The sequence below is a fragment of the Serratia sp. CY74737 genome, assembly GCF_052166775.1.
Taxonomy (GTDB): Bacteria; Pseudomonadota; Gammaproteobacteria; order Enterobacterales; family Enterobacteriaceae; genus Serratia; species Serratia ureilytica.
In genome coordinates this window covers 1-19,765 of sequence record NZ_JBJNOF010000010.1, presented here as the reverse complement: position 1 = coordinate 19,765, position 19,765 = coordinate 1, and the positions used below count along the sequence as shown (strand labels likewise).

Sequence of the window (19,765 nt, the reverse complement as noted above, 5' to 3'; positions counted from 1 at the left end):
ATGTCCCAATCAGGTTGCAAAAGGAAAGTATGTGTAACCAAATGTAATTTTTCGGGAACTTTGTGACGTGCGTCAATATTAAAAAATGCGAAAGGCCAGCGATGCTGGCCTTTGTTTTGTAACGAAATCGTTTAAAAAACGTGTGATCGTATAATTAGAAGCTTGCGTTACGCGGGGTGCGCGGGAATGGAATCACATCGCGCACGTTTTGCACGCCGGTGACATAGGCGATTAAACGTTCAAAGCCCAGGCCGAAACCGGAATGCGGCACGGTGCCGTAGCGGCGCAGATCGCGATACCACCAGTAGTCTTCTTTATTCAGCCCCATCTCTTCCAGACGCTGATCGAGCACGTCGAGGCGTTCTTCACGCTGCGAGCCACCGATGATTTCGCCGATGCCCGGCGCCAGCACGTCCATGGCCGCGACGGTCTTGCCGTCTTCGTTCATGCGCATGTAGAACGCTTTGATGTCCTTCGGGTAGTTTTTCACCACCACCGGCGCCTGGAAGTGTTTCTCCGCCAGGTAACGTTCATGCTCGGAAGAGAGATCGATGCCCCAGGAAACCGGGTTTTCGAAGGTTTGGCCCGAGGCCAGCAGGATCTCAATGGCGTCGGTGTAGTCCACCTGGGCGAAATCGGAAGACACGAAGCGCTCCAGACGAGCGATAGCGTCTTTATCCACGCGCTCGGCGAAGAATTTCAGATCGTCGGCACGTTCATCCAGCACCGCCTGGAACACATACTTCAGCATGCTTTCGGCGAGGCCGGCGACGTCGTCCAGCGTCGCGAAGGCCACTTCCGGTTCGATCATCCAGAACTCCGCCAGGTGGCGGCTGGTGTTGGAGTTTTCGGCGCGGAAGGTTGGGCCGAAGGTGTAAACCTTCGACAGCGCGCAAGCGTAGGTTTCGCCGTTCAGCTGGCCGGAAACGGTGAGGAAGGCTTCCTTACCGAAGAAGTCTTCGCTGAAATCGACGGTGCCTTTGTCGGTGCGTGGCAGGTTTTCCAGATCCAGCGTGGACACGCGGAACATCTCGCCGGCGCCTTCAGTATCGGAGGCGGTGATCAGCGGAGTAGAGACCCAGAAATACCCATTTTCATGGAAGAAGCGGTGGATCGCCTGCGCCAGAGTATGACGTACGCGCGCCACGGCGCCAATCAGGTTGGTGCGCGGGCGCAGGTGGGCCACTTCGCGCAGGTATTCGATGCTGTGGCGCTTGGCCGCCATTGGGTAAGTGTCCGGATCGTCGACCCAGCCGACCACTTTGATCGCGGTAGCCTGCAGTTCGAAGCTCTGGCCTTCGCCCGGTGAAGCGACGACTTTGCCGGTGACTTCAACCGAACAACCGGTGGTCAGATGCAGCACTTCATCCTGATAATTCGGCAGAGAATTATTAACGACGGCCTGTAACGGATCAAAGCAGGAACCGTCATAGACGGCCAGGAAGGAGATACCAGCTTTTGAATCTCTCCGGGTACGTACCCAGCCGCGTACGGTGACTTCACTGTCAACCGCAGCACGACCTTGCAGTACGTCGACTACAGGCACTACGCTCATAGATTTCTCTCTTTAATAATTTGGTTTAGAAATAGCTTACAACCCAAGAATATGGGGGTAATGGCTATGTTACTTGCCGCGGTGCAGAGCACAAGCAGAAATCATCGGATTGTCGCAACATTTATCGCGGCTGACTGAAAAGAGGGCGTTCGGGATAAAAATAAAAAAGCCGGCGCGTAAACCGGGCCGGCTTTCTTTCTCTCTATATAGAGAAGGTTCAGCTGGCTTTCTTCACCAGCGGCAGATCGAAGGCCTTGCGCAAGGCCCGCACGAATGCCTGGTCCTGGCAGATGGTCTTGCCGGGGCTGTCGGAGAGCTTAGCCACCGGTTTGCCTTTGCATTCGACCAGCTTGATCACGATATTCAACGGTTTAACGCCCGGAATATCACAGGTCAGGCGCGTGCCGATACCGAAGCTGAGATTGATGCGCTGATAGAAGTGGCGATAGAGCGCCAGCGCTTTTTCCAGATCCAGGTTGTCCGAGAACACCAGCGTTTTGCTCATCGGGTCGATGCCCAGTTTCTGATAGTGGGCAATGGCTTTCTCACCCCACTCGACGGGATCGCCCGAATCGTGGCGCAGCCCCTGATAACGCTCGGCGAACTGCGGGCCGAAGTCGCGCAGGAAAGCATCCATGGTAATGCAGTCGGTGAGCGCGATGCCAAGCTGATCGGGGTATTCATCCAGCCAGGCCTGCAATGCGGCGCGCTGGCTGTTGGCCAGCACCGGGCTTATCTGCTGATGCGCCTGGAACCATTCATGCGCCTGCGTGCCGACCGGCGCCAGGCCGAGCTGATGCGCCAGATCGTAATTGCTGGTGCCCGACAGGTACGGGAATTCGGCCTGCAAGGTGCTGACGATGGCCTGTTGTACGCCCTGGGAGAAACGGCGACGGGTGCCAAAGTCCATCAGCTTGAAGCGTGAAAGATCCAAATCGCCCGCCAGCGTCTTGAACTGCGCCAACTTGGTTTGCAGGTGGGCTACCGCCTGTTCCGGCGTCGCCAGCGGAGAACGCCGGCGGTGCACCACTTCGCTGATCACCGCCAGCAGCGGCACTTCCCACATGATCACTTCACGCCACGGCCCGGCGATGCGGATGTGCAGCTTGCCGTCGCGGTTGTCGATGGTCACCTGCTGCGGGTCGTATCGGAACGTGCGCAGCCAGCTCAGGTAATCTTGACGGAAGAAGGGCAGGCCCGAAAGGTAAGCGAATTCGGCGTCGGTCAGCGCCAGCTGGCTCATCAGGGCGACCTGCGCGCGGATCTCGTCGGCATATTCGCCCAGCAGTTCGTCGCCGCGGCAGCGGAATTCCGCCGCCACGCTGATCGCGGGATAGCGATGGAATACTGCTTGCTGCATATGAAGCTTGTAAGCATCGGTATCAAGCAGTGATGTCAAAATCGGGGAAGCGTATTGAGTCATAGCGCGTTACAGCATCCTCGTCAGGCGCGTGTCCAAATCCGGATAATCATAAAAGTGGGGGGGGAGTATACCCGGATTATCCTGTTATTGAAGCTGCATCACACCATAAATCACCGAAGCGGGTCGAGGATTAAACGTGCCTTTATGGCGGGCTGGCGACGGCGGCGGGAGAAAAAAGCCAGATATGCCTGTAAGGTGAATGACTTAGCCTAATTAGTCATAAAAATTATAATGTTAATTATTTTAAACAACAAATCAGATAAACCCGGCCTGGGTGTGCACGCTGACCCGATCCTTGCCGTTCTTTTTGCAAAAATAGAGCGCTTCGTCCGCCTGTTTTATCGCCGCCTGCAGCGCAGTGAACGCGTTGACCGGCGCAATGCCGCAGCTGGTGGTGAAACGCACTTGCCGCCCGTCGGCCAAATTTAGCGTCAGGCGATGGGTGCGGGCGCGCAATTGCTCCATGATGTCCCGCGCGTTGTCCAACGAACAGTTGCCCAGCAGCACCGCGAACTCTTCGCCACCGTAGCGGCAGAAGATGTCGCTGGCGCGAAACGCGCGTTGCAACAGATGGCCGAATTCCACCAACGCCCGGTCACCGACATCGTGGCCGTAGCTGTCGTTGAGCTGTTTGAAGTTGTCGATATCGATCAGGCAAAAGGCCTGCGGGTAGCTACCGTCGCCCAATAGCTGGCATTCGAGGAAGAATTTACGGCGGTTATAAATGTTGGTGAGCGGATCGAGGAAGGAAGAGGCCTCAAGCTCTTTAATCAGCAGCTGTTTCTCGCTTTCCAGCGAGACCTTGTCCAACTGATATTGTCTGAGCTGTTGAATGGCGTCGCTGATGGCGATCAGTTCCCGGCTGTAGAAGGCGTCGTTGCGATCGATATTCATCTCGCCGCGCGACAGCCGCACGATATTGTTGTGGGTTTTGGTCAACCAGCGGTTGATGTTGGTGCAGAACACCAGCGCCGGCAAAATGAACAGCAGCACTACCAGACCGGCGAGCGCGATCATGCCGTAAATGGTGGTCTGGCTGTCATAAATCTTGTGACGCGAAGCGACGGTTTCCAGCTCGAAACTGCGTTGATACAGCGTCTGCGAAAGCCCGCTCAACTCGTCGACATAGCGCGAGATCAGCGCGGCGGGATAGGGCTTTTGGGTATTGATGGCGGTGTATAGCCCATCGGTAATCTGCTTGAGGCGTTCGGTAGACACCTGGGTGAGCAACTGATTGACGATGCTGGTGGTTTGCACGTCGTCGTAGTTGAGCTTCATGAAGATCAACCGGGTGCTCAGCGCGTTCAGGACGCCGGTCAACTGAATGGACTTCAGATAGGCGTCTTTGCGATCGAGCGGGCTGACGTTGACGTCGATAATCTGATCGCTTAACTCCGTCAGCGACATATTCAGCCGGTTGTTGAGGCGAATGGCCTCGAGAAACATAAAGGAGTCGGTATCCACCATTCGAGTATCGTAGGTGTAGCGGTAATAGCTCTTGCTGGTTTGCGAGATGTAATAGGCGCTGTTGATGTTGAACAGGTTGGCGTTGTTGACCTGCGAAAGCTGCAGGTTGTCGTTATCCAGCAACTGTTCCATCAGGCCGATCATCGACAGCGCGGCGATTTTTTGCCGCACACCCAGCTCCCTGGCGACCGTGTCGTTCAGATGCTCGCGGATCCGGGCGATTTTCTCGCGCGCCACCCGATCGGCGGCCAGACACTGCGCGCGAGTGATTTGCGGATCGATCAGGCTCAAGCGTTTGAGACGGTGAGCCTGCAGCGAAGCCTGAAAGGCCTCGGAGATTTCTTTGGCGCGATCGATCTTATACAGGTTGAGCTGGTTATCGCGGTACTCGGTATGGGCTTCGAGCAGTTCCTCGACGATGAACAGCGAGAAGGAGGTCATCAGGCACAGGGTGAAAAAATAGATAGCGTATTTGATTTTCATAGTGCGAGTCATCCCTGAGCCTGATTCGGCAATTATACCATCATGCCGCCTGTGCCGCCTCAACAATGCCGGAGCGCCGCGAAGGCGGTTTTTTAGCATTAAATGCTGATTTTTATTTAGCCATTGGTCACCCGCGCTGCCATCTGGTGGGTGAACTATGATTTGCCTCTGATTTCTTTATCGCGCTTGCCCGGCGGATCTGGGCTTTTCAGCCAGCTGTGATACAGTTTATTCACAATCAGGTTCGCCGAGCGCCGCTGGGGAAATCTCCAGCGACGGCGCGGAGGAGAAGAGCGGCCTGGCACCTATAACTCACTGAGACGTTTAAGGGTTTTTATGACACAACAGCCACAGGCAAAATATCGCCACGATTATCGCGCGCCCGATTACACCACGACCGACATCGATTTGGACTTCAGTCTGGACGCGGAAACCACGCGCGTGACCGCCGTCAGTAAAATCAAACGTCAGGGCGCGGCCGGCGCACCGCTGGTGCTGGATGGCGAGGATCTGACGCTGGTGAGCATTCAGGTCGACGGTCAACCGTGGAGCGCCTATCGTCAGCAGGATAACCAGCTGATCGTCGAAGCGTTGCCGGCACAATTCACTCTGACCATCGTCAACGATATTCACCCGGCGAAAAACACCGCGCTGGAAGGGCTGTATCTGTCCGGCGATGCGCTGTGCACGCAATGCGAAGCCGAAGGCTTCCATCATATTACCTATTACCAGGATCGCCCGGACGTGCTGGCGCGCTTTACCACCCGCATCGTGGCCGACAAGGCGCGCTATCCGTTCCTGCTGTCGAACGGCAACCGTATTGGCCAGGGTGAATTGGCCGATGGTCGCCACTGGGTGCAATGGCAGGATCCGTTCCCGAAACCTTGCTACCTGTTCGCGTTGGTGGCGGGGGACTTCGACGTGCTGCGCGACAGCTTCACCACCCGTTCCGGCCGTAAGGTCGCGCTGGAGCTGTTTGTCGATCGCGGCAACCTGGATCGCGCCGACTGGGCGATGACCTCGTTGAAAAACTCGATGAAGTGGGACGAGACCCGCTTCGGTCTGGAATACGATCTCGACATTTATATGATCGTGGCGGTCGATTTCTTCAATATGGGCGCGATGGAGAACAAAGGGTTAAATATCTTTAACTCCAAATACGTGTTGGCGAAGGCGGAAACCGCCACCGACAAAGATTACCTGAACATCGAAGCGGTGATTGGCCACGAATACTTCCACAACTGGACCGGCAACCGCGTCACCTGCCGCGACTGGTTCCAGCTCAGCCTGAAAGAGGGGCTGACGGTGTTCCGCGATCAAGAGTTCAGTTCCGATCTGGGCTCGCGTTCGGTCAACCGCATCGATAACGTGCGCGTGATGCGCGGCGCGCAGTTCGCCGAAGACGCCAGCCCGATGGCGCATGCCATTCGTCCGGATAAAGTCATCGAGATGAACAACTTTTACACCCTGACGGTGTATGAGAAAGGTTCTGAAGTGATCCGCATGATGCACACCCTGCTGGGGGAAGAGAACTTCCAGAAAGGGATGCAGCTCTATTTCGAACGCCACGACGGCAGCGCCGCCACCTGCGATGACTTCGTACAGGCGATGGAGGACGCGTCCAACGTGGATCTGTCGCGCTTCCGCCGTTGGTATAGCCAGTCCGGCACGCCGCTGTTGACGGTGCGCGACGAGTACGATGCGGAAACTCAGCAATATCGCCTGCATGTCAGCCAGAAAACCGCGCCGACCGCCGATCAGCCTGAGAAGTTGCCGCTGCATATTCCGCTGGATATCGAGCTGTACGACAGCGAAGGTAACGTCATCGCGCTGCAGAAGGGTGGCCTGCCGGTCAACAACGTGCTGAACGTCACCGAAGCGGAGCAGACCTTCGTGTTCGACGGCGTGGCGCACAAGCCGGTGCCGTCGCTGCTGCGTGAATTCTCTGCGCCGGTGAAACTGGATTATCCGTACAGCGATCAGCAACTGACCTTCCTGATGCAGCACGCGCGCAATGAGTTTGCGCGTTGGGATGCGGCGCAGAGCCTGCTTGCGACCTACATCAAACTGAACGTGGCGCGGCACCAGCAGAAGCAGCCGTTGTCGCTGCCGCTGCACGTGGCCGACGCGTTCCGTGCGGTGTTGCTGAACGAGACGCTGGATCCGGCGCTGGCGGCGCAGATCCTGACGCTGCCGTCGGAGAACGAAATCGCTGAACTGTTCGCCACCATCGATCCGGAAGCGATCGCCGCGGTGCACGAAGCGATCGTTCGCTGCCTGGCGCGGGAGTTGGCCGATGAGTGGCTGGCGGTGTATCACGCCAACAAGACCGACGGCTACCGCGTGGAGCACGCCGACATCGCCAAGCGCGCCTTGCGCAATGTGTGCCTGGGTTATCTGGCGTTCGGCGAAGATGCGGCGCTGGCGGACCAACTGGTGAGCGAACAGTATCGCCAGGCGGATAACATGACCGACTCGCTGGCGGCGCTGTCCGCTGCGGTTGCGGCCCAGTTGCCGTGTCGCGATGCGCTGTTGGCGGCGTTCGACGAGCGCTGGCATCAGGATGGCCTGGTGATGGACAAATGGTTCGTGCTGCAGGGGAGCAGCCCGTCGGCGGATGTGTTGAGCAAGGTGCGTGCGCTGCTGCAACACCGCTCGTTCAGCCTGAGCAACCCGAACCGCACCCGCTCGCTGATCGGCGGCTTCGCTTCCGGCAACCCGGCGGCGTTCCATGCGGCGGATGGCAGCGGTTATCAATTCCTGGTGGAGATCCTCAGCGATCTCAACCAGCGCAACCCGCAGATCGCCGCGCGCCTGATCGAACCGCTGATTCGCCTGAAGCGTTACGACGCCGGTCGCCAGGCGCTGATGCGCAAAGCGTTGGAACAGCTGAAAGGGTTGGAAAACCTGTCCGGCGATCTGTACGAGAAGATCAGCAAGGCGCTCGACGCCTAATCTTCTCACCGTGAATACCCAAAGGGACGGCCTGCGCCGTCCCTTTTTTCGTTCAATTCGCCGCCTGGCGTGGGCTGGCCGCGGTGACCGGCGGCGATAACACCCGCTCCAGCACTTCAGCTTCCAGTTCCGCCAGCCTGGCCGAGCCTTTGCGGCGTGGCCGCGGCAGATCGATGCTCAGATCCAGTCCGATGTGGCCCTCTTCAATCAGGATCACCCGATCCGCCAGCGCGATGGCTTCGCTGACGTCGTGCGTCACCAGCAGTACGGTAAAACCGTGCTGTTGCCACAGCGATTCTATCAGCCCCTGCATCTCGATGCGCGTCAGGGCATCCAGCGCCCCGAGCGGTTCGTCCAGCAGCAGCAGGCGGGGGCGGTGGATCAACGCGCGCGCCAGGGCGACCCGCTGCTTTTGTCCGCCGGACAGCGCCGCCGGCCAGTCGCGGGCGCGATCCGCCAAACCGACCGCGGCCAGCGCCTGCAGCGCCGCGTCGCGCCACTGGCCGCGCAGCCCCAGACCCACGTTGTCGATCACCGTTTTCCACGGCAACAGGCGCGCATCCTGAAACATCAGCCGGGTATCCTCTTTGGCGGCGGCAAGCGGCGCATTGCCGCTGAGCAGCGCGCCGCTGCTGGCCTGTTCCAGGCCGGCCAACAGACGCAGCAGGGTGCTCTTGCCGCAGCCGCTGCGGCCGACCACCGCCACGAACTGCCCGGCAGAGATGCGTAGCTGAATGTTATCCAGCACGGTGCGGTTGCCGTAACGTTTGCCGATGGACTCCAGCGTCACCGGCGTGCCTTGCGCAAGGCGAGCGGGAAGGGTCATAGCGCTTCTCCCTGTTTCAGTTGATAGGCCGGATGCCAGCGCAGCCAGACGCGTTCCAGCAGTTGCGCGCCCACGTCCGCCAGCTTGCCGAGAAGGGCGTACAGCACGATCGCCACCACCACCACGTCGGTTTGCAGAAATTCACGCGCGTTCATCGCCAGATAACCGATGCCGGAGTTGGCCGAGATGGTTTCGGCGACGATCAGCGTCAACCACATGAACCCGAGGGCGAAACGCACGCCGACCATAATCGACGGCAACGCGCCCGGCAGCACCACCTGCGTGAACAGGCGAAAACCGCTCAGACCGTAGCTGCGCGCCATCTCCAGCAGGCCGCGATCGATGTTTTTGATGCCGTGATAGGTATTGAGATAAATCGGGAACAACGTGCCGAGCGCCACCAGAAAGATCTTGGCGGATTCATCGATGCCGAACCACAGGATCACCAGTGGGATTAGCGCCAGGTGCGGCACGTTGCGGATCATTTGCACCGAACTGTCCAACAGGCGTTCACCCCAGCGCGACAGCCCGGTAATAAAGCCGAGAATCAGTCCGATGCTGCCGCCGATGCCAAAGCCGATCAACGCGCGCTGGCTGCTGATGCTCAGGTGCTGCCACAGTTCGCCGCTTTGGCTCAGGCGCCAGAAGGCGGCCAGCACCGCACTCGGCGCCGGCAAAATGCGGTTGGACAGCCAGCCGGTTTCGACGGCGACTTGCCAGATGATCACCAGCGCCAGCGGCAGCGCCCAAGGGGCCAGCCGGTACAGGATGCGTTGCGCGTTCTTTGCCATCGGGGCGCTCCTCAGCTCTGCGACACTTTTTGCGGAACATAGATGTTGGCCACTACTTCGCCCTGCGGGCGCACCGGTTGAAGGCGCGCGGGCGTTTCTTCCTGCGCCAGGTCGAGGTGCGGAAACAGCAGTTCGCCGACGCGGTAGGCCTCTTCCAGATGCGGATAGCCGGAGAGAATAAAGGTGTCGATGCCCAGATCGGCGTATTCCTGCATGCGCGCCGCGACCGTCGGGCCATCGCCCACCAGCGCGGTGCCGGCGCCGCCGCGCACCAGGCCGATGCCGGCCCACAGGTTCGGGCTGATCTCCAGATTATCCTTCTTGCCGCCGTGCAGCGCCGCCATGCGCCGTTGGCCGACGGAGTCGAAGCGGGCAAAGGCCTGCTGCGCGTTGGCGATGGTTTCCTCATCGAGGTGAGCGATCAGCCGATCGGCGGCGCGCCAGGCTTCTTCGGTGGTTTCCCGCACGATGACGTGCAGACGGATGCCGAAGCGTACCTGCCGGCCCTTCGCCGCCGCTTTGGCGCGCACCTCTTCGATCTTCTCTTTGACCTGTGCCGGCGGCTCTCCCCAGGTGAGGTACATTTCTACCTGCTCGGCGGCCAGATCCTGCGCGGCGGCGGAGGATCCGCCGAAATAGAGCGGCGGGCGCGGTTGCTGCACCGGCGGGAACAGCAGTTTGGCGCCTTTCACCTGAATATGCTTGCCGTGGAAATCGACGGTTTCACCTTCCAGCACCCGGCGCCAGATATGAGTGAACTCGGTCGAGGCTTCGTAACGCTCTTCATGACTGAGATGCAACCCCTCCGCCGCCAGCTCTTCCGGATCGCCGCCGGTGACCAGATTGAACAGGGCGCGCCCGTTGGACAGGCGATCCAGCGTCGCCGCCTGACGCGCCGCCAGCGTAGGGGAGATGATACCCGGCCGCAGCGCGACCAAAAATTTCAGCCGCTGGGTGACCGGGATCAGCGAGGCGGCCACCAGCCAGGAGTCTTCGCAAGAGCGACCGGTGGGGATCAGCACGCCGCCGAATCCCAGCCGGTCCGCCGCTTGGGCGATTTGTTGCAAGTAACCGTGATCGACGCTGCGAGCGCCCTGTGCGCTGCCAAGATAGTGGCCGTCGCCGTGGGTGGGTAAAAACCAGAAAACGTTCAGGCTCATCGTCAATGCTCTCCCGTATTTATTGCGCGCTTGGGCGCCAGATGCGTTGCGAGATGTCGACCTTCACCGGCACCAGCCGGTTGGCGTAAAACAGGTCGGCGGTTTGCTGCTGCGCGGCGATCGTATGCGCATCGAGCGGTGTGATGGCGGTCGGGGGACGGTGATCCAGATAGCTGGCGATCACCGGTTCCGGTAGCCCCATGGCGTTGGCCAGCAAGGTCACGCTTTGCGCCCGGTCGCTGCGGGTGAGCGCATCGGCCTGGGTCAGCACCGTCAGGACCTGGCTGATAAAGGCGCCATTGGCTTCGACATAAGGGCGCGCCGCCAGATAGAAGGAACCGGTCTGGTTCAGATCGGTGCCGTCGCCGAGCACCCGAACGCCGCCCTGCAACAGCGCGGCGGAATAATAAGGATCCCAGATAGCCCAGGCATCGACGTTGCCCTGCTGGAATGCGGCGCGCGCATCGGCGGGGGTCAGGTAGGCGGGTTGGATATCCGTAAATTTCAGGCCGGCCTTTTGCAGCGATCGCAGCAGCAGGTTGTGTGAGCTGGATCCTTTCTGAAATGCGACCTTATGGCCTTTCAGATCGGCGACGGTTTTGATCGGGCTGTTTTCCGGCACCAGGATCACTTCCGCCTTCGGTTTGGGAGGCTCAACGCCGACATACAGCAGGTCCGCCCCGGCGGCCTGCGCGAAGATCGGCGGAATATCACCGGTGCTGCCCAGATCGATGCTGCCGACGTTCAAGGCTTCCAGCATCTGCGGGCCGGCGGGAAATTCAATCCAACTGATGCGGGTGGCGGGGAAGCGCTCCTCCAGCAGCCGGTGGCTTTTCGCCAGCACCAGACTCACCGATCCTTTCTGGTAACCGATGCGAAATTGCGCCGGATCCTGCGCGACGGCGGCGTTGGCCCAGACCAGCGACAGCAGGCCGGTGAAGGCCGCTGCGTTCAGCCAACGTCGCAAAGCGTTGCGTTGTTTCATTCAGGCTCTCCTTTTCCAGGCATTTCAGGCGGTTTGACGCGCCGTCAGCGGCGAGGCGACGCGCAGCGCGGGCGGTTTGCGGCGCCCAAGCGCCAGATAGAAACTGGCGAGCGCTTCTTCCAACCGGGCGGCTACGGCGTCGGTGAGCGTGGCGCTTTCGCCGGTCAGCTGGATCTGACTGTCGTCGGCGAACACGCCGTGCAGCACCTCTTGCGCTTTGAGCGCCGCCAGAACCGGTTTCAGCGCATAGTCCACCGCCAGCATGTGACCGACAGAACCGCCGGTCGCCAGCGGCAGCACCACTTTATGGTCCAGCGCGCGTTCCGGCAGCAGGTCCAGCAGGGTTTTCAGCGCGCCGGAGAACGACGCTTTATAAACCGGCGTGGAAATCAGCAGGCCGTCGGCCTGCGCCAGCTGGTCGGCAAACGCCTTGATCGCCGGACTGTTGAAGTTGGCGTACAGCAGATCTTCGGCATCGAAGTCGTGCAGGGTATAGGCCGTCACCTCCACCCCTTGTTGCCGCAGCCAGTTCTGACTCAACGAGAGCAGCGCGGCGGAACGTGATGGGATGCGTGGGCTACCGGCCAGTGATATAACGCGCATTGCCACTCCTTATAACTAAAAGTTAGGTTTAATTAGAAAATTAATGGGAAGTGTTTTAAACCTACCAGCAACCGGGCGCGTTTTTTAAATCTCATTTTTTGATTTGGATATGCGTAAAAGCGGATTGGCACCGATTTGGCGATGAAGAGGGAAAACGATTGCGTAAAAACGGCTTTTTTTGCCTTTAATCAATTCCAATTAGGCGGGGGATACCGGATAATACGCCCCCGGTTTGCAACCGGGAAATCAGGAGAGTCCATGTACTACCCCCTCATCAGGAAAGCGTTGTTCCAGCTCGATCCGGAGCGCGCGCACGAAGTGACCTTTCGTCAGCTCAGCCGTATTACCGGCACCCCATTAGCGTTTCTTGTCCGTCAGTCCGTGCCGACCAAACCGGTCAGCTGCATGGGGCTGTCGTTTAAAAACCCGCTGGGATTGGCCGCCGGTCTGGATAAAAACGGCGAATGCATCGATGCGTTCGGCGCGATGGGCTTCGGCCATGTGGAAGTCGGCACCGTGACGCCGCGTCCGCAACCGGGCAACGACAAGCCGCGCTTGTTCCGCGTGGTTGAGGCGGAAGGCCTGATTAACCGCATGGGGTTCAATAACCATGGCGTGGACAATCTGGTTGAAAACGTTAAGAAATCCCATTTCGGCGGCATTCTTGGGATCAATATCGGCAAGAATAAAGACACGCCGGTCGAGCAGGGCAAAGACGATTATTTGATCTGCATGGATAAAGTTTATCCGTATGCCGGATATATCGCGATTAACATCTCTTCACCGAATACGCCGGGGTTACGATCCTTACAGTATGGCGAAGCGTTGGACGATCTTTTGGCTGCGATTAAAAATAAGCAGCAGGAATTACATGCGCGCCATCACAAATATGTGCCGGTGGCGGTAAAGATCGCGCCGGATCTTTCTGAAGAAGAATTGATCCAAATTGCCGATAGCCTGGTGCGGCATAATATCGATGGCGTGATCGCCACCAATACCACGTTGGATCGAAAATTGATCCAAGGGCTGAATTACTGCGAACAAGCGGGCGGGTTAAGTGGGCGTCCGTTGCAATCACGCAGCACCGAAGTGATCCGTCGCCTCTCCACCGAACTGCAAGGGCGTCTGCCGATTATCGGCGTAGGCGGCATCGATTCGCTGACGGCGGCGCGCGAAAAAATGGAGGCCGGCGCGAGCCTGCTGCAAATTTATTCCGGATTTATCTATCACGGCCCGCGTTTGATTAAAGATATCGTTACCCATATCTAATATTTTTCCTCTCATTTTATTCCGGGGGTTTATTTCTGCCCCCGGCTCGTCTATATTTTGTTCGTTAGCTTAAATATCGTTCGCGGAATTATCCGATGTTTAAGCTATTTCATCGGTGATAAAATCGCCTTTTAGGGTGAGTGCGGCGTTGGCATGGGCAGCGAGAAGGATACGAAATGAAGATAAAACCTGACGATAATTGGCGTTGGTATTTTGATGCCGAACACGATCGGCTAATGCTGGATTTAGCTAATGGTATGATCTTTCGTTCACGTTTCCCGGCCAAAATGTTAACGCCGGACGCCTTCGATGAATGCGCTTTTTGCGTGGATGACGCCGCCCTTTATTTCACCTATGAAGAACAGTGCAAGCAGGTCAAGCTGAGCCATGAACAGCGCGCCGAGCTGGTGTTGAATGCGCTGGTCGCCTACCGCTTCCTGAAACCGCTGATGCCGAAGAGCTGGCATTTCTCGCAGCAGCACTACCCGTTGCAGCCGAAAAACGGCGAGCTGGCGGCGGTGAAAGTGATGGAAAGCGGCGCGGAAGCGCGCCTGCTGGTGGTGGAGGCCGGGGATAATGCCAGCCTGTGCCTGCTGGCGCAAAATCAGCTGACGGTCGCCGGCCGCACCATGGTCTTGGGCGACGCCATCAAGGTGATGCACGATCGGCTGAAACCTTGCGCGCAGGATGAAAGCGCCGCCCCGGCTTACGACAGGGCGGTATAAGGCGGATTACGCCAACGTCAAATCAGTTTTCGGGATGCAGCTGCAGCACAGGATGGTGCCGTTGTCGCCCAGCGCGCTTTTCTTCAGGGGCGCGACTTCACCGCTCAGCAATGTAATGCGGCAGCTGCCGCAAATCCCGGCGCGGCACGAGTAAGGCACGCGAATGCCTTGCTGTTCCAGTTGTTCGAGCAGGATCTGCTGGTTATTGCCGGTAAATACCTTTCCTTCATATTCGATCGTGACGCTGTGCGCGCTGTCCTGCGGCGCCTGCACGCTCTCCACCACTCTACCTGCGCCGTAAGGGCGCGGCGGCTTGGTTGACAAGACTTCCACCGTATCACCCACGCGAATGATGCCGCTGTTGCGCGCGATCATATTCTGGCCGAAATCGATGTCGCCGTTGTCGGCGGAGCGGAATTTTTGCAGCGTGCTGAGCGGTTCGCCGCTCGGGTGCTTGCGGCCACGCTCGGTGCTGACGGTGGTGAGCACGCAGCGACTGCAGGGTTTCACCAGATCGAACATCACATCGCCGACGCGGATCACCTGCCAGCCGTCTTCAGCCCAGGCGGTAGCGCCGCCCACCACCAGATTGGGGCGGAACTGTTCCAGCTTGATGCTGCCGGGGCAACGCTGCTGCAGGTCGTTGAACGAGGCTTGGTTAATCAGCAGATAAGGGTAGCCGTCGGCAAACGTCAGTGGGATTTCAGGGTGTTTCTTGACCCGGCGGGTCAGCTCCGGCCCCAGCCAGCGCAGCTGCACGTCGCGCTGGAAATAGCCGCTCAGCCAGCGGTTGATCTCATCCGGCGCGATCAGCGCGGTGAAATGGTTGCCCCACACCTCGGTCGGCTGCGGCGCGGCCGCGAAGTCGCTGAAGCGAATGGCGGCACTTTCACCGTCCGGCGCGGTCAGAAACAGCCCGTCCGGCAACAGCGCCGGCGTGAACAACACCATCTGCGGATATTGGCGCGCGGTAATAAAGGTGCCGTCCGGTTCGGTGATCATAAAGTTGCGGTCGAAGGCCAGACCGCTGTTGCCGACCTGGGCGTAGGAAAGCTGCAAGCCGCGCAGTGATTTAACCGGATGGACGTAGAGTCTGGAAAGCGTGATCACCCTTATCTCCGTACGATGATTAAATAGAAGGGAGCAACTTTATGACAAGCGGTGCGGATTAGCTATAATGCGCAACAATTTTCTTTTTGGTGATAAGTACGATATGAACTCTCTGTTTGCCAGCACGGCGCGTGGATTGGAAGAACTGTTAAAAAGCGAGCTGGAAACGCTTGGCGCTCACGACTGCAAAGTGGTGCAGGGCGGGGTACATTTTCAGGGTGACGATCGTCTTCTGTACCAAAGCCTGCTGTGGAGCCGCCTGGCTTCGCGCATTTTGTTGCCGCTGAACGAATTCCGCGTGCACAGCGACCTGGATCTGTACCTCGGCGTGCAGGCGATTGACTGGCCGAGCATTTTTGGCGTGGATAAAACCTTCGCCGTGCATTTCAGCGGCGTGAACGAAGAGATCCGCAACAGCCAGTATGGCGCGCTGAAGGTGAAAGACGCCATCGTTGACAGCTTCACCCGTAAGCTCGACCAACGCCCGACGGTTGCCAAACAGCAGCCGGACATTCGCGTTAACGTCTTCCTGCAACGCGATATGGCCAGCGTGGCGCTCGATCTGAGCGGCGAAGGCCTGCACCAGCGCGGCTACCGCGATCTCACCGGCCAGGCGCCGTTGAAGGAAAACCTGGCGGCCGCCATCGTGTTGCGTTCCGGCTGGCAGCCGGGCACGCCGATGCTCGATCCGATGTGCGGCTCCGGCACGTTGTTGATCGAAGCGGCGATGATCGCCGCCGATCGCGCGCCGGGCCTGCACCGTCAACACTGGGGCTTCAGCGCCTGGAATGGTCACAACGCCGAACTGTGGCGTGAAGTCACCACCGAAGCGCAGGTGCGCGCGCGTCGCGGCCTGCAGGAAACTACCTCTCGCTTCTTCGGTTCCGATATCGATCGTCGGGTGATTGAGATGGCGCGCGGCAACGCCCGCCGCGCCAGCGTCGCCGAGCTGATCACCTTCAACGTCGGCGACGTCGCGCGCTTGACCAACCCGCTGCCGGAAGGCCCGCACGGCACGGTGATCAGCAACCCGCCGTACGGCGAGCGTCTGGAAAGCGAACCGGCGCTGATCGCGCTGCACAACATGCTGGGGCGCGTGATGAAAAGCGCCTTCGGCGGTTGGCAGCTGTCGCTGTTCAGCGCCTCGCCGGAGCTGTTGAGCTGCCTGCAGCTGCGCGCCGAGCGCCAGTTTAAGGCGAAGAACGGCCCGCTGGAGTGCGTGCAGAAAAACTATCAGCTGGCGGCAAGCCCGGCCGGCAATGCTACCGGCGGCGTGCAGGTGGCGGAAGATTTCGCCAACCGTCTGCGCAAGAATTTGAAGAAGCTCGACAAGTGGGCGAAGCAACAAGGCATCGAATGCTACCGCCTGTACGATGCCGATCTGCCAGAATACAACGTCGCGGTGGACCGTTACGGCAGCAAGGTGGTGGTGCAGGAGTATGCGCCGCCGAAAACCGTCGATGCGCAGAAGGCGCGTCAGCGCCTGTTCGATGTGATCAACGCGACGCTGGCGGTGCTGGAATTGCCGTCGAATCAGCTGATCCTGAAAACCCGCGAGCGGCAGAAGGGCAAAAACCAGTACGAGAAACTGGCGCAGAAGGGCGAGTTCTTGCTGGTGGAAGAGTATAACGCCAAGCTGTGGGTCAACCTGACCGACTATCTCGATACCGGCCTGTTCCTCGATCACCGCATTGCGCGCCGTATGCTGGGCGAGATGAGCGGCGGCAAGGACTTCCTCAACCTGTTCGCCTATACCGGCACCGCCAGCGTGCATGCCGGGCTGGGCGGCGCGCGCAGCACCACCACGGTGGACATGTCGCGCACCTACCTGGAATGGGCGGAGAAGAACCTGCGCGCCAACGGCCTGACCGGCCGCCAGCATCGGCTGATCCAGGCCGACTGCCTGTCGTGGCTGAGCAATGCCAATGAACAGTTCGACGTGATCTTCATCGATCCGCCGACGTTCTCCAACTCCAAGCGGATGGAGAACACCTTTGACGTGCAGCGCGATCACCTGGCGCTGATGAAAGATTTGAAACGGTTGCTGCGCCGCAACGGGACCATCATGTTCTCGAACAACAAGCGCGGTTTCCAAATGGATATGGCAGGGCTGAGTGCGCTGGGCCTGGAGGCGAAAGAGATCACCGCCAAGACGCTGTCGCAGGATTTTGCCCGTAACCGTCAGATCCACAACTGCTGGCTGGTGACTCACGCCGGCGAAGGAAAATAATTACTATGTCGTTAATCAGCATGTCCGGCGCCTGGCTCTCTTTCAGCGATGCGCCATTGTTAGACAACACCGAAATTCATATCGAAGACAACGAGCGCGTGTGTCTGGTCGGGCGCAACGGCGCCGGCAAATCCACGCTGCTGAAGATCCTAGGCAAAGAGATCCCGCTGGATGACGGCCGGGTGATCTACGAACAGGATCTGATCGTGGCGCGTTTGCAACAGGATCCGCCGCGCAATATCGGCGGCAGCGTATTCGACTTTGTGGCGGAAGGCGTCGCGGAGCAGGCGGAACACCTGAAGGCGTATCACGCGATCTCCCACCTGGTGGAAAGCGACCCGAGCGAGAAAAACCTGGCGCGCATGGCGCAAATCATGGAGATCCTCGATCACCAGGGGCTGTGGCAGCTCGACAGCCGCATCAGCGAAGTGCTGCTGCAGCTGGGGCTGAACGGCGACGCAGAGCTTTCCTCGCTGTCCGGCGGCTGGCTGCGCAAAGCGGCGCTGGGCCGCGCGCTGGTGAGCTCGCCGCGCGTGTTGTTGCTCGACGAACCGACCAACCACCTGGATATCGAAACCATCGACTGGCTGGAAGGTTTCCTGAAAGAGTTCGACGGTAGCATCGTCTTCATCTCGCACGACCGTTCGTTTATCCGCAACATGGCGACGCGCATCGTCGATCTGGATCGCGGCAAGCTGGTTTCCTGGCCGGGTAACTACGATCTGTACCTGCAGAGCAAAGAAGAAGCGCTGCGGGTGGAAGAGCTGCAAAACGCCGAGTTCGACCGCAAGCTGGCGCAGGAAGAGGTCTGGATCCGTCAGGGCATCAAGGCGCGCCGCACCCGCAACGAGGGCCGCGTGCGCGCGCTGAAGGCGCTGCGCGTCGAGCGTTCAGAGCGACGTGAAGTGATGGGCACCGCCAAGATGCAGGTGGAAGAGGCGACCCGCTCCGGCAAAATCGTATTCGAGCTGGAAGACGTCAATTATCAGGTTGGCGAAAAGGTGCTGGTGCGCGGTTTCTCCGCCCAGGTGCAGCGCGGCGACAAGATTGCGCTGGTGGGGCCGAACGGCTGCGGCAAAACCACGCTACTGAAACTGATGCTCGGTCAGCTGAAAGCCGACAGCGGCCGCGTGCACTGCGGCACCAAGCTGGAAGTGGCCTATTTCGACCAGCACCGGGCCGATCTCGATCCGGAGCGCACGGTGATGGACAACCTGGCGGAAGGCAAGCAGGAAGTGATGGTTAATGGCCGTCCTCGCCACGTGCTGGGCTACCTGCAGGACTTCCTGTTCCACCCGAAACGTGCGATGACGCCGGTGAAGGCGCTGTCGGGCGGTGAGCGTAACCGCTTGCTGTTGGCTAAGCTGTTTCTGAAACCGAGCAATCTGCTGATCCTCGATGAACCAACCAACGATCTCGACGTCGAAACGCTGGAGCTGCTGGAAGAGCTGATCGACGGCTATCAGGGCACTGTGTTGCTGGTCAGTCACGATCGTCAGTTCGTCGACAACTCGGTGACCGAGTGCTGGATCTTCGAAGGCAATGGCGTGATCAACGCCTTCGTCGGCGGTTACTACGATGCGCATCACCAGCGCGCGACAGCGAAACCGATTCGTCAGGCGGCGCCGAGCGCGAGCAAACCGGCGGCGGAGAAAAAGGCCGAACAGCCGAAGAAAGCGGCGGCCAAGCTGAGTTACAACCTGCTGCGCGAACTGGAACAGTTGCCGCAGCGGCTCGAACAGCTGGAAGCGGAAATCGAAGCGCTGCAGGCGCAGATGAGCGATGCCGACTTCTTCACGCGGCCGCACAGCGAAACGCAAGAAGTGCTGACGGCGTTGGCTAACGCTGAGCAGGCGCTCGAGCAGGCCTTCGCCCGCTGGGAAGAGCTGGAAGCGATGAAAAACGGCTGACCGTTGCGATACCGTCCGCGCGCTGCTGCGGGCGGTATCGACGTGCCGGTGAGCAACGTTATTTAGGAGGAATATGGTGTGTTCCCACAACAATCATCAGCAGCATAGTCATTCTGCACCCTCGGCGGCGCAGCAGGATAACCTGATGCTGTGTCCGCAGTGCGACATGCTGGTGGCGCTGCCGCCGCTGGCCTATGGCAGCAAAGCGGTATGCCCGCGCTGCAAAACCACGCTCAGCGCCCGCTGGGACGAGCCGCGCAAGCGGCCGATCGG

At 59.3% G+C, this 19,765-nt stretch carries 14 protein-coding genes and 1 pseudogene; 6 read left to right on the top strand and 9 right to left on the bottom strand.

Going from position 1 to position 19,765, the window contains the following annotated elements; translation table 11 throughout:
* Positions 1-154 precede the first annotated feature (154 nt).
* From asnS to ACJ8PE_RS15455, 3 genes are all read right to left on the bottom strand, one after another.
* A complete protein-coding gene (gene asnS, locus ACJ8PE_RS15465; RefSeq protein ID WP_033642576.1) occupies positions 155-1,555 on the bottom strand; it encodes an asparagine--tRNA ligase in 1,401 nt (466 codons plus the stop codon).
* Positions 1,556-1,772: 217 nt separating this feature from the next.
* A complete protein-coding gene (gene pncB / locus ACJ8PE_RS15460) occupies positions 1,773-2,978 on the bottom strand; it encodes a nicotinate phosphoribosyltransferase (protein WP_197793208.1) in 1,206 nt (401 codons plus the stop codon).
* Between the two features lie 255 nt (positions 2,979-3,233).
* The gene (locus ACJ8PE_RS15455; protein ID WP_197793209.1) at positions 3,234-4,928 is read right to left on the bottom strand and encodes a GGDEF domain-containing protein; all 1,695 of its coding nucleotides are present in this window, start codon (positions 4,926-4,928) and stop codon (positions 3,234-3,236) included.
* A gap of 336 nt (positions 4,929-5,264) precedes the next feature.
* On the opposite strand from ACJ8PE_RS15455, the gene pepN reads away from it, so the two are divergent.
* Positions 5,265-7,883 (top strand): aminopeptidase N, encoded by a 2,619-nt coding sequence (gene pepN / locus ACJ8PE_RS15450; RefSeq protein WP_033642579.1) that lies wholly within the window; start codon positions 5,265-5,267, stop codon positions 7,881-7,883.
* A gap of 52 nt (positions 7,884-7,935) precedes the next feature.
* Here the strand turns inward: pepN and ssuB are convergent, their stop codons facing one another.
* The 5 genes from ssuB to ssuE are packed head-to-tail and all read right to left on the bottom strand — an operon-like array spanning position 7,936 to position 12,248.
* The gene (ssuB, locus tag ACJ8PE_RS15445) at positions 7,936-8,709 is read right to left on the bottom strand and encodes an aliphatic sulfonates ABC transporter ATP-binding protein (RefSeq protein WP_182073913.1); all 774 of its coding nucleotides are present in this window, start codon (positions 8,707-8,709) and stop codon (positions 7,936-7,938) included.
* Positions 8,706-9,500 (bottom strand): aliphatic sulfonate ABC transporter permease SsuC, encoded by a 795-nt coding sequence (ssuC, locus tag ACJ8PE_RS15440; protein ID WP_033650683.1) that lies wholly within the window; start codon positions 9,498-9,500, stop codon positions 8,706-8,708. The genes ssuB and ssuC overlap by 4 nt, the downstream gene beginning before the upstream one ends.
* A gap of 11 nt (positions 9,501-9,511) precedes the next feature.
* Entirely contained in the window at positions 9,512-10,660 is a 1,149-nt protein-coding gene (gene ssuD / locus ACJ8PE_RS15435) for an FMNH2-dependent alkanesulfonate monooxygenase (protein ID WP_016928301.1), read from the bottom strand.
* A gap of 19 nt (positions 10,661-10,679) precedes the next feature.
* Complete coding sequence (locus tag ACJ8PE_RS15430; protein ID WP_033642582.1) at positions 10,680-11,645, bottom strand: sulfonate ABC transporter substrate-binding protein; 966 nt, start codon at positions 11,643-11,645, stop codon at positions 10,680-10,682.
* A 24-nt stretch (positions 11,646-11,669) separates the two neighbouring features.
* On the bottom strand, positions 11,670-12,248 hold the full coding sequence (gene ssuE, locus ACJ8PE_RS15425; protein WP_033642583.1) for an NADPH-dependent FMN reductase: 579 nt from the start codon (positions 12,246-12,248) through the stop codon (positions 11,670-11,672).
* 258 nt (positions 12,249-12,506) lie between these two features.
* On the opposite strand from ssuE, the gene pyrD reads away from it, so the two are divergent.
* Both pyrD and ACJ8PE_RS15415 read left to right on the top strand, forming a co-directional pair.
* Complete coding sequence (pyrD, locus tag ACJ8PE_RS15420) at positions 12,507-13,517, top strand: quinone-dependent dihydroorotate dehydrogenase (protein WP_019454516.1); 1,011 nt, start codon at positions 12,507-12,509, stop codon at positions 13,515-13,517.
* A 176-nt stretch (positions 13,518-13,693) separates the two neighbouring features.
* Positions 13,694-14,242 (top strand): cell division protein ZapC, encoded by a 549-nt coding sequence (locus ACJ8PE_RS15415; RefSeq protein WP_004928171.1) that lies wholly within the window; start codon positions 13,694-13,696, stop codon positions 14,240-14,242.
* Between the two features lie 6 nt (positions 14,243-14,248).
* On the opposite strand, the gene ACJ8PE_RS15410 is transcribed toward ACJ8PE_RS15415, so the two are convergent.
* Positions 14,249-15,352, bottom strand: coding sequence for a YcbX family protein (locus ACJ8PE_RS15410; RefSeq protein WP_197793210.1), 1,104 nt, complete (start codon positions 15,350-15,352; stop codon positions 14,249-14,251).
* 103 nt (positions 15,353-15,455) lie between these two features.
* Between ACJ8PE_RS15410 and rlmKL the strand changes: the two genes are divergently transcribed.
* From rlmKL to ACJ8PE_RS15395, 3 genes and pseudogenes are all read left to right on the top strand, one after another.
* Positions 15,456-17,582: a bifunctional 23S rRNA (guanine(2069)-N(7))-methyltransferase RlmK/23S rRNA (guanine(2445)-N(2))-methyltransferase RlmL gene (rlmKL, locus tag ACJ8PE_RS15405; protein ID WP_197793211.1), complete on the top strand. Its 2,127-nt coding sequence runs from the start codon at positions 15,456-15,458 to the stop codon at positions 17,580-17,582.
* A 5-nt stretch (positions 17,583-17,587) separates the two neighbouring features.
* Positions 17,588-19,492: an ABC transporter ATP-binding protein gene (locus tag ACJ8PE_RS15400; RefSeq protein WP_046686785.1), complete on the top strand. Its 1,905-nt coding sequence runs from the start codon at positions 17,588-17,590 to the stop codon at positions 19,490-19,492.
* 73 nt (positions 19,493-19,565) lie between these two features.
* Positions 19,566-19,765, top strand: a pseudogene (locus ACJ8PE_RS15395) (paraquat-inducible membrane protein A); the annotation flags it as partial.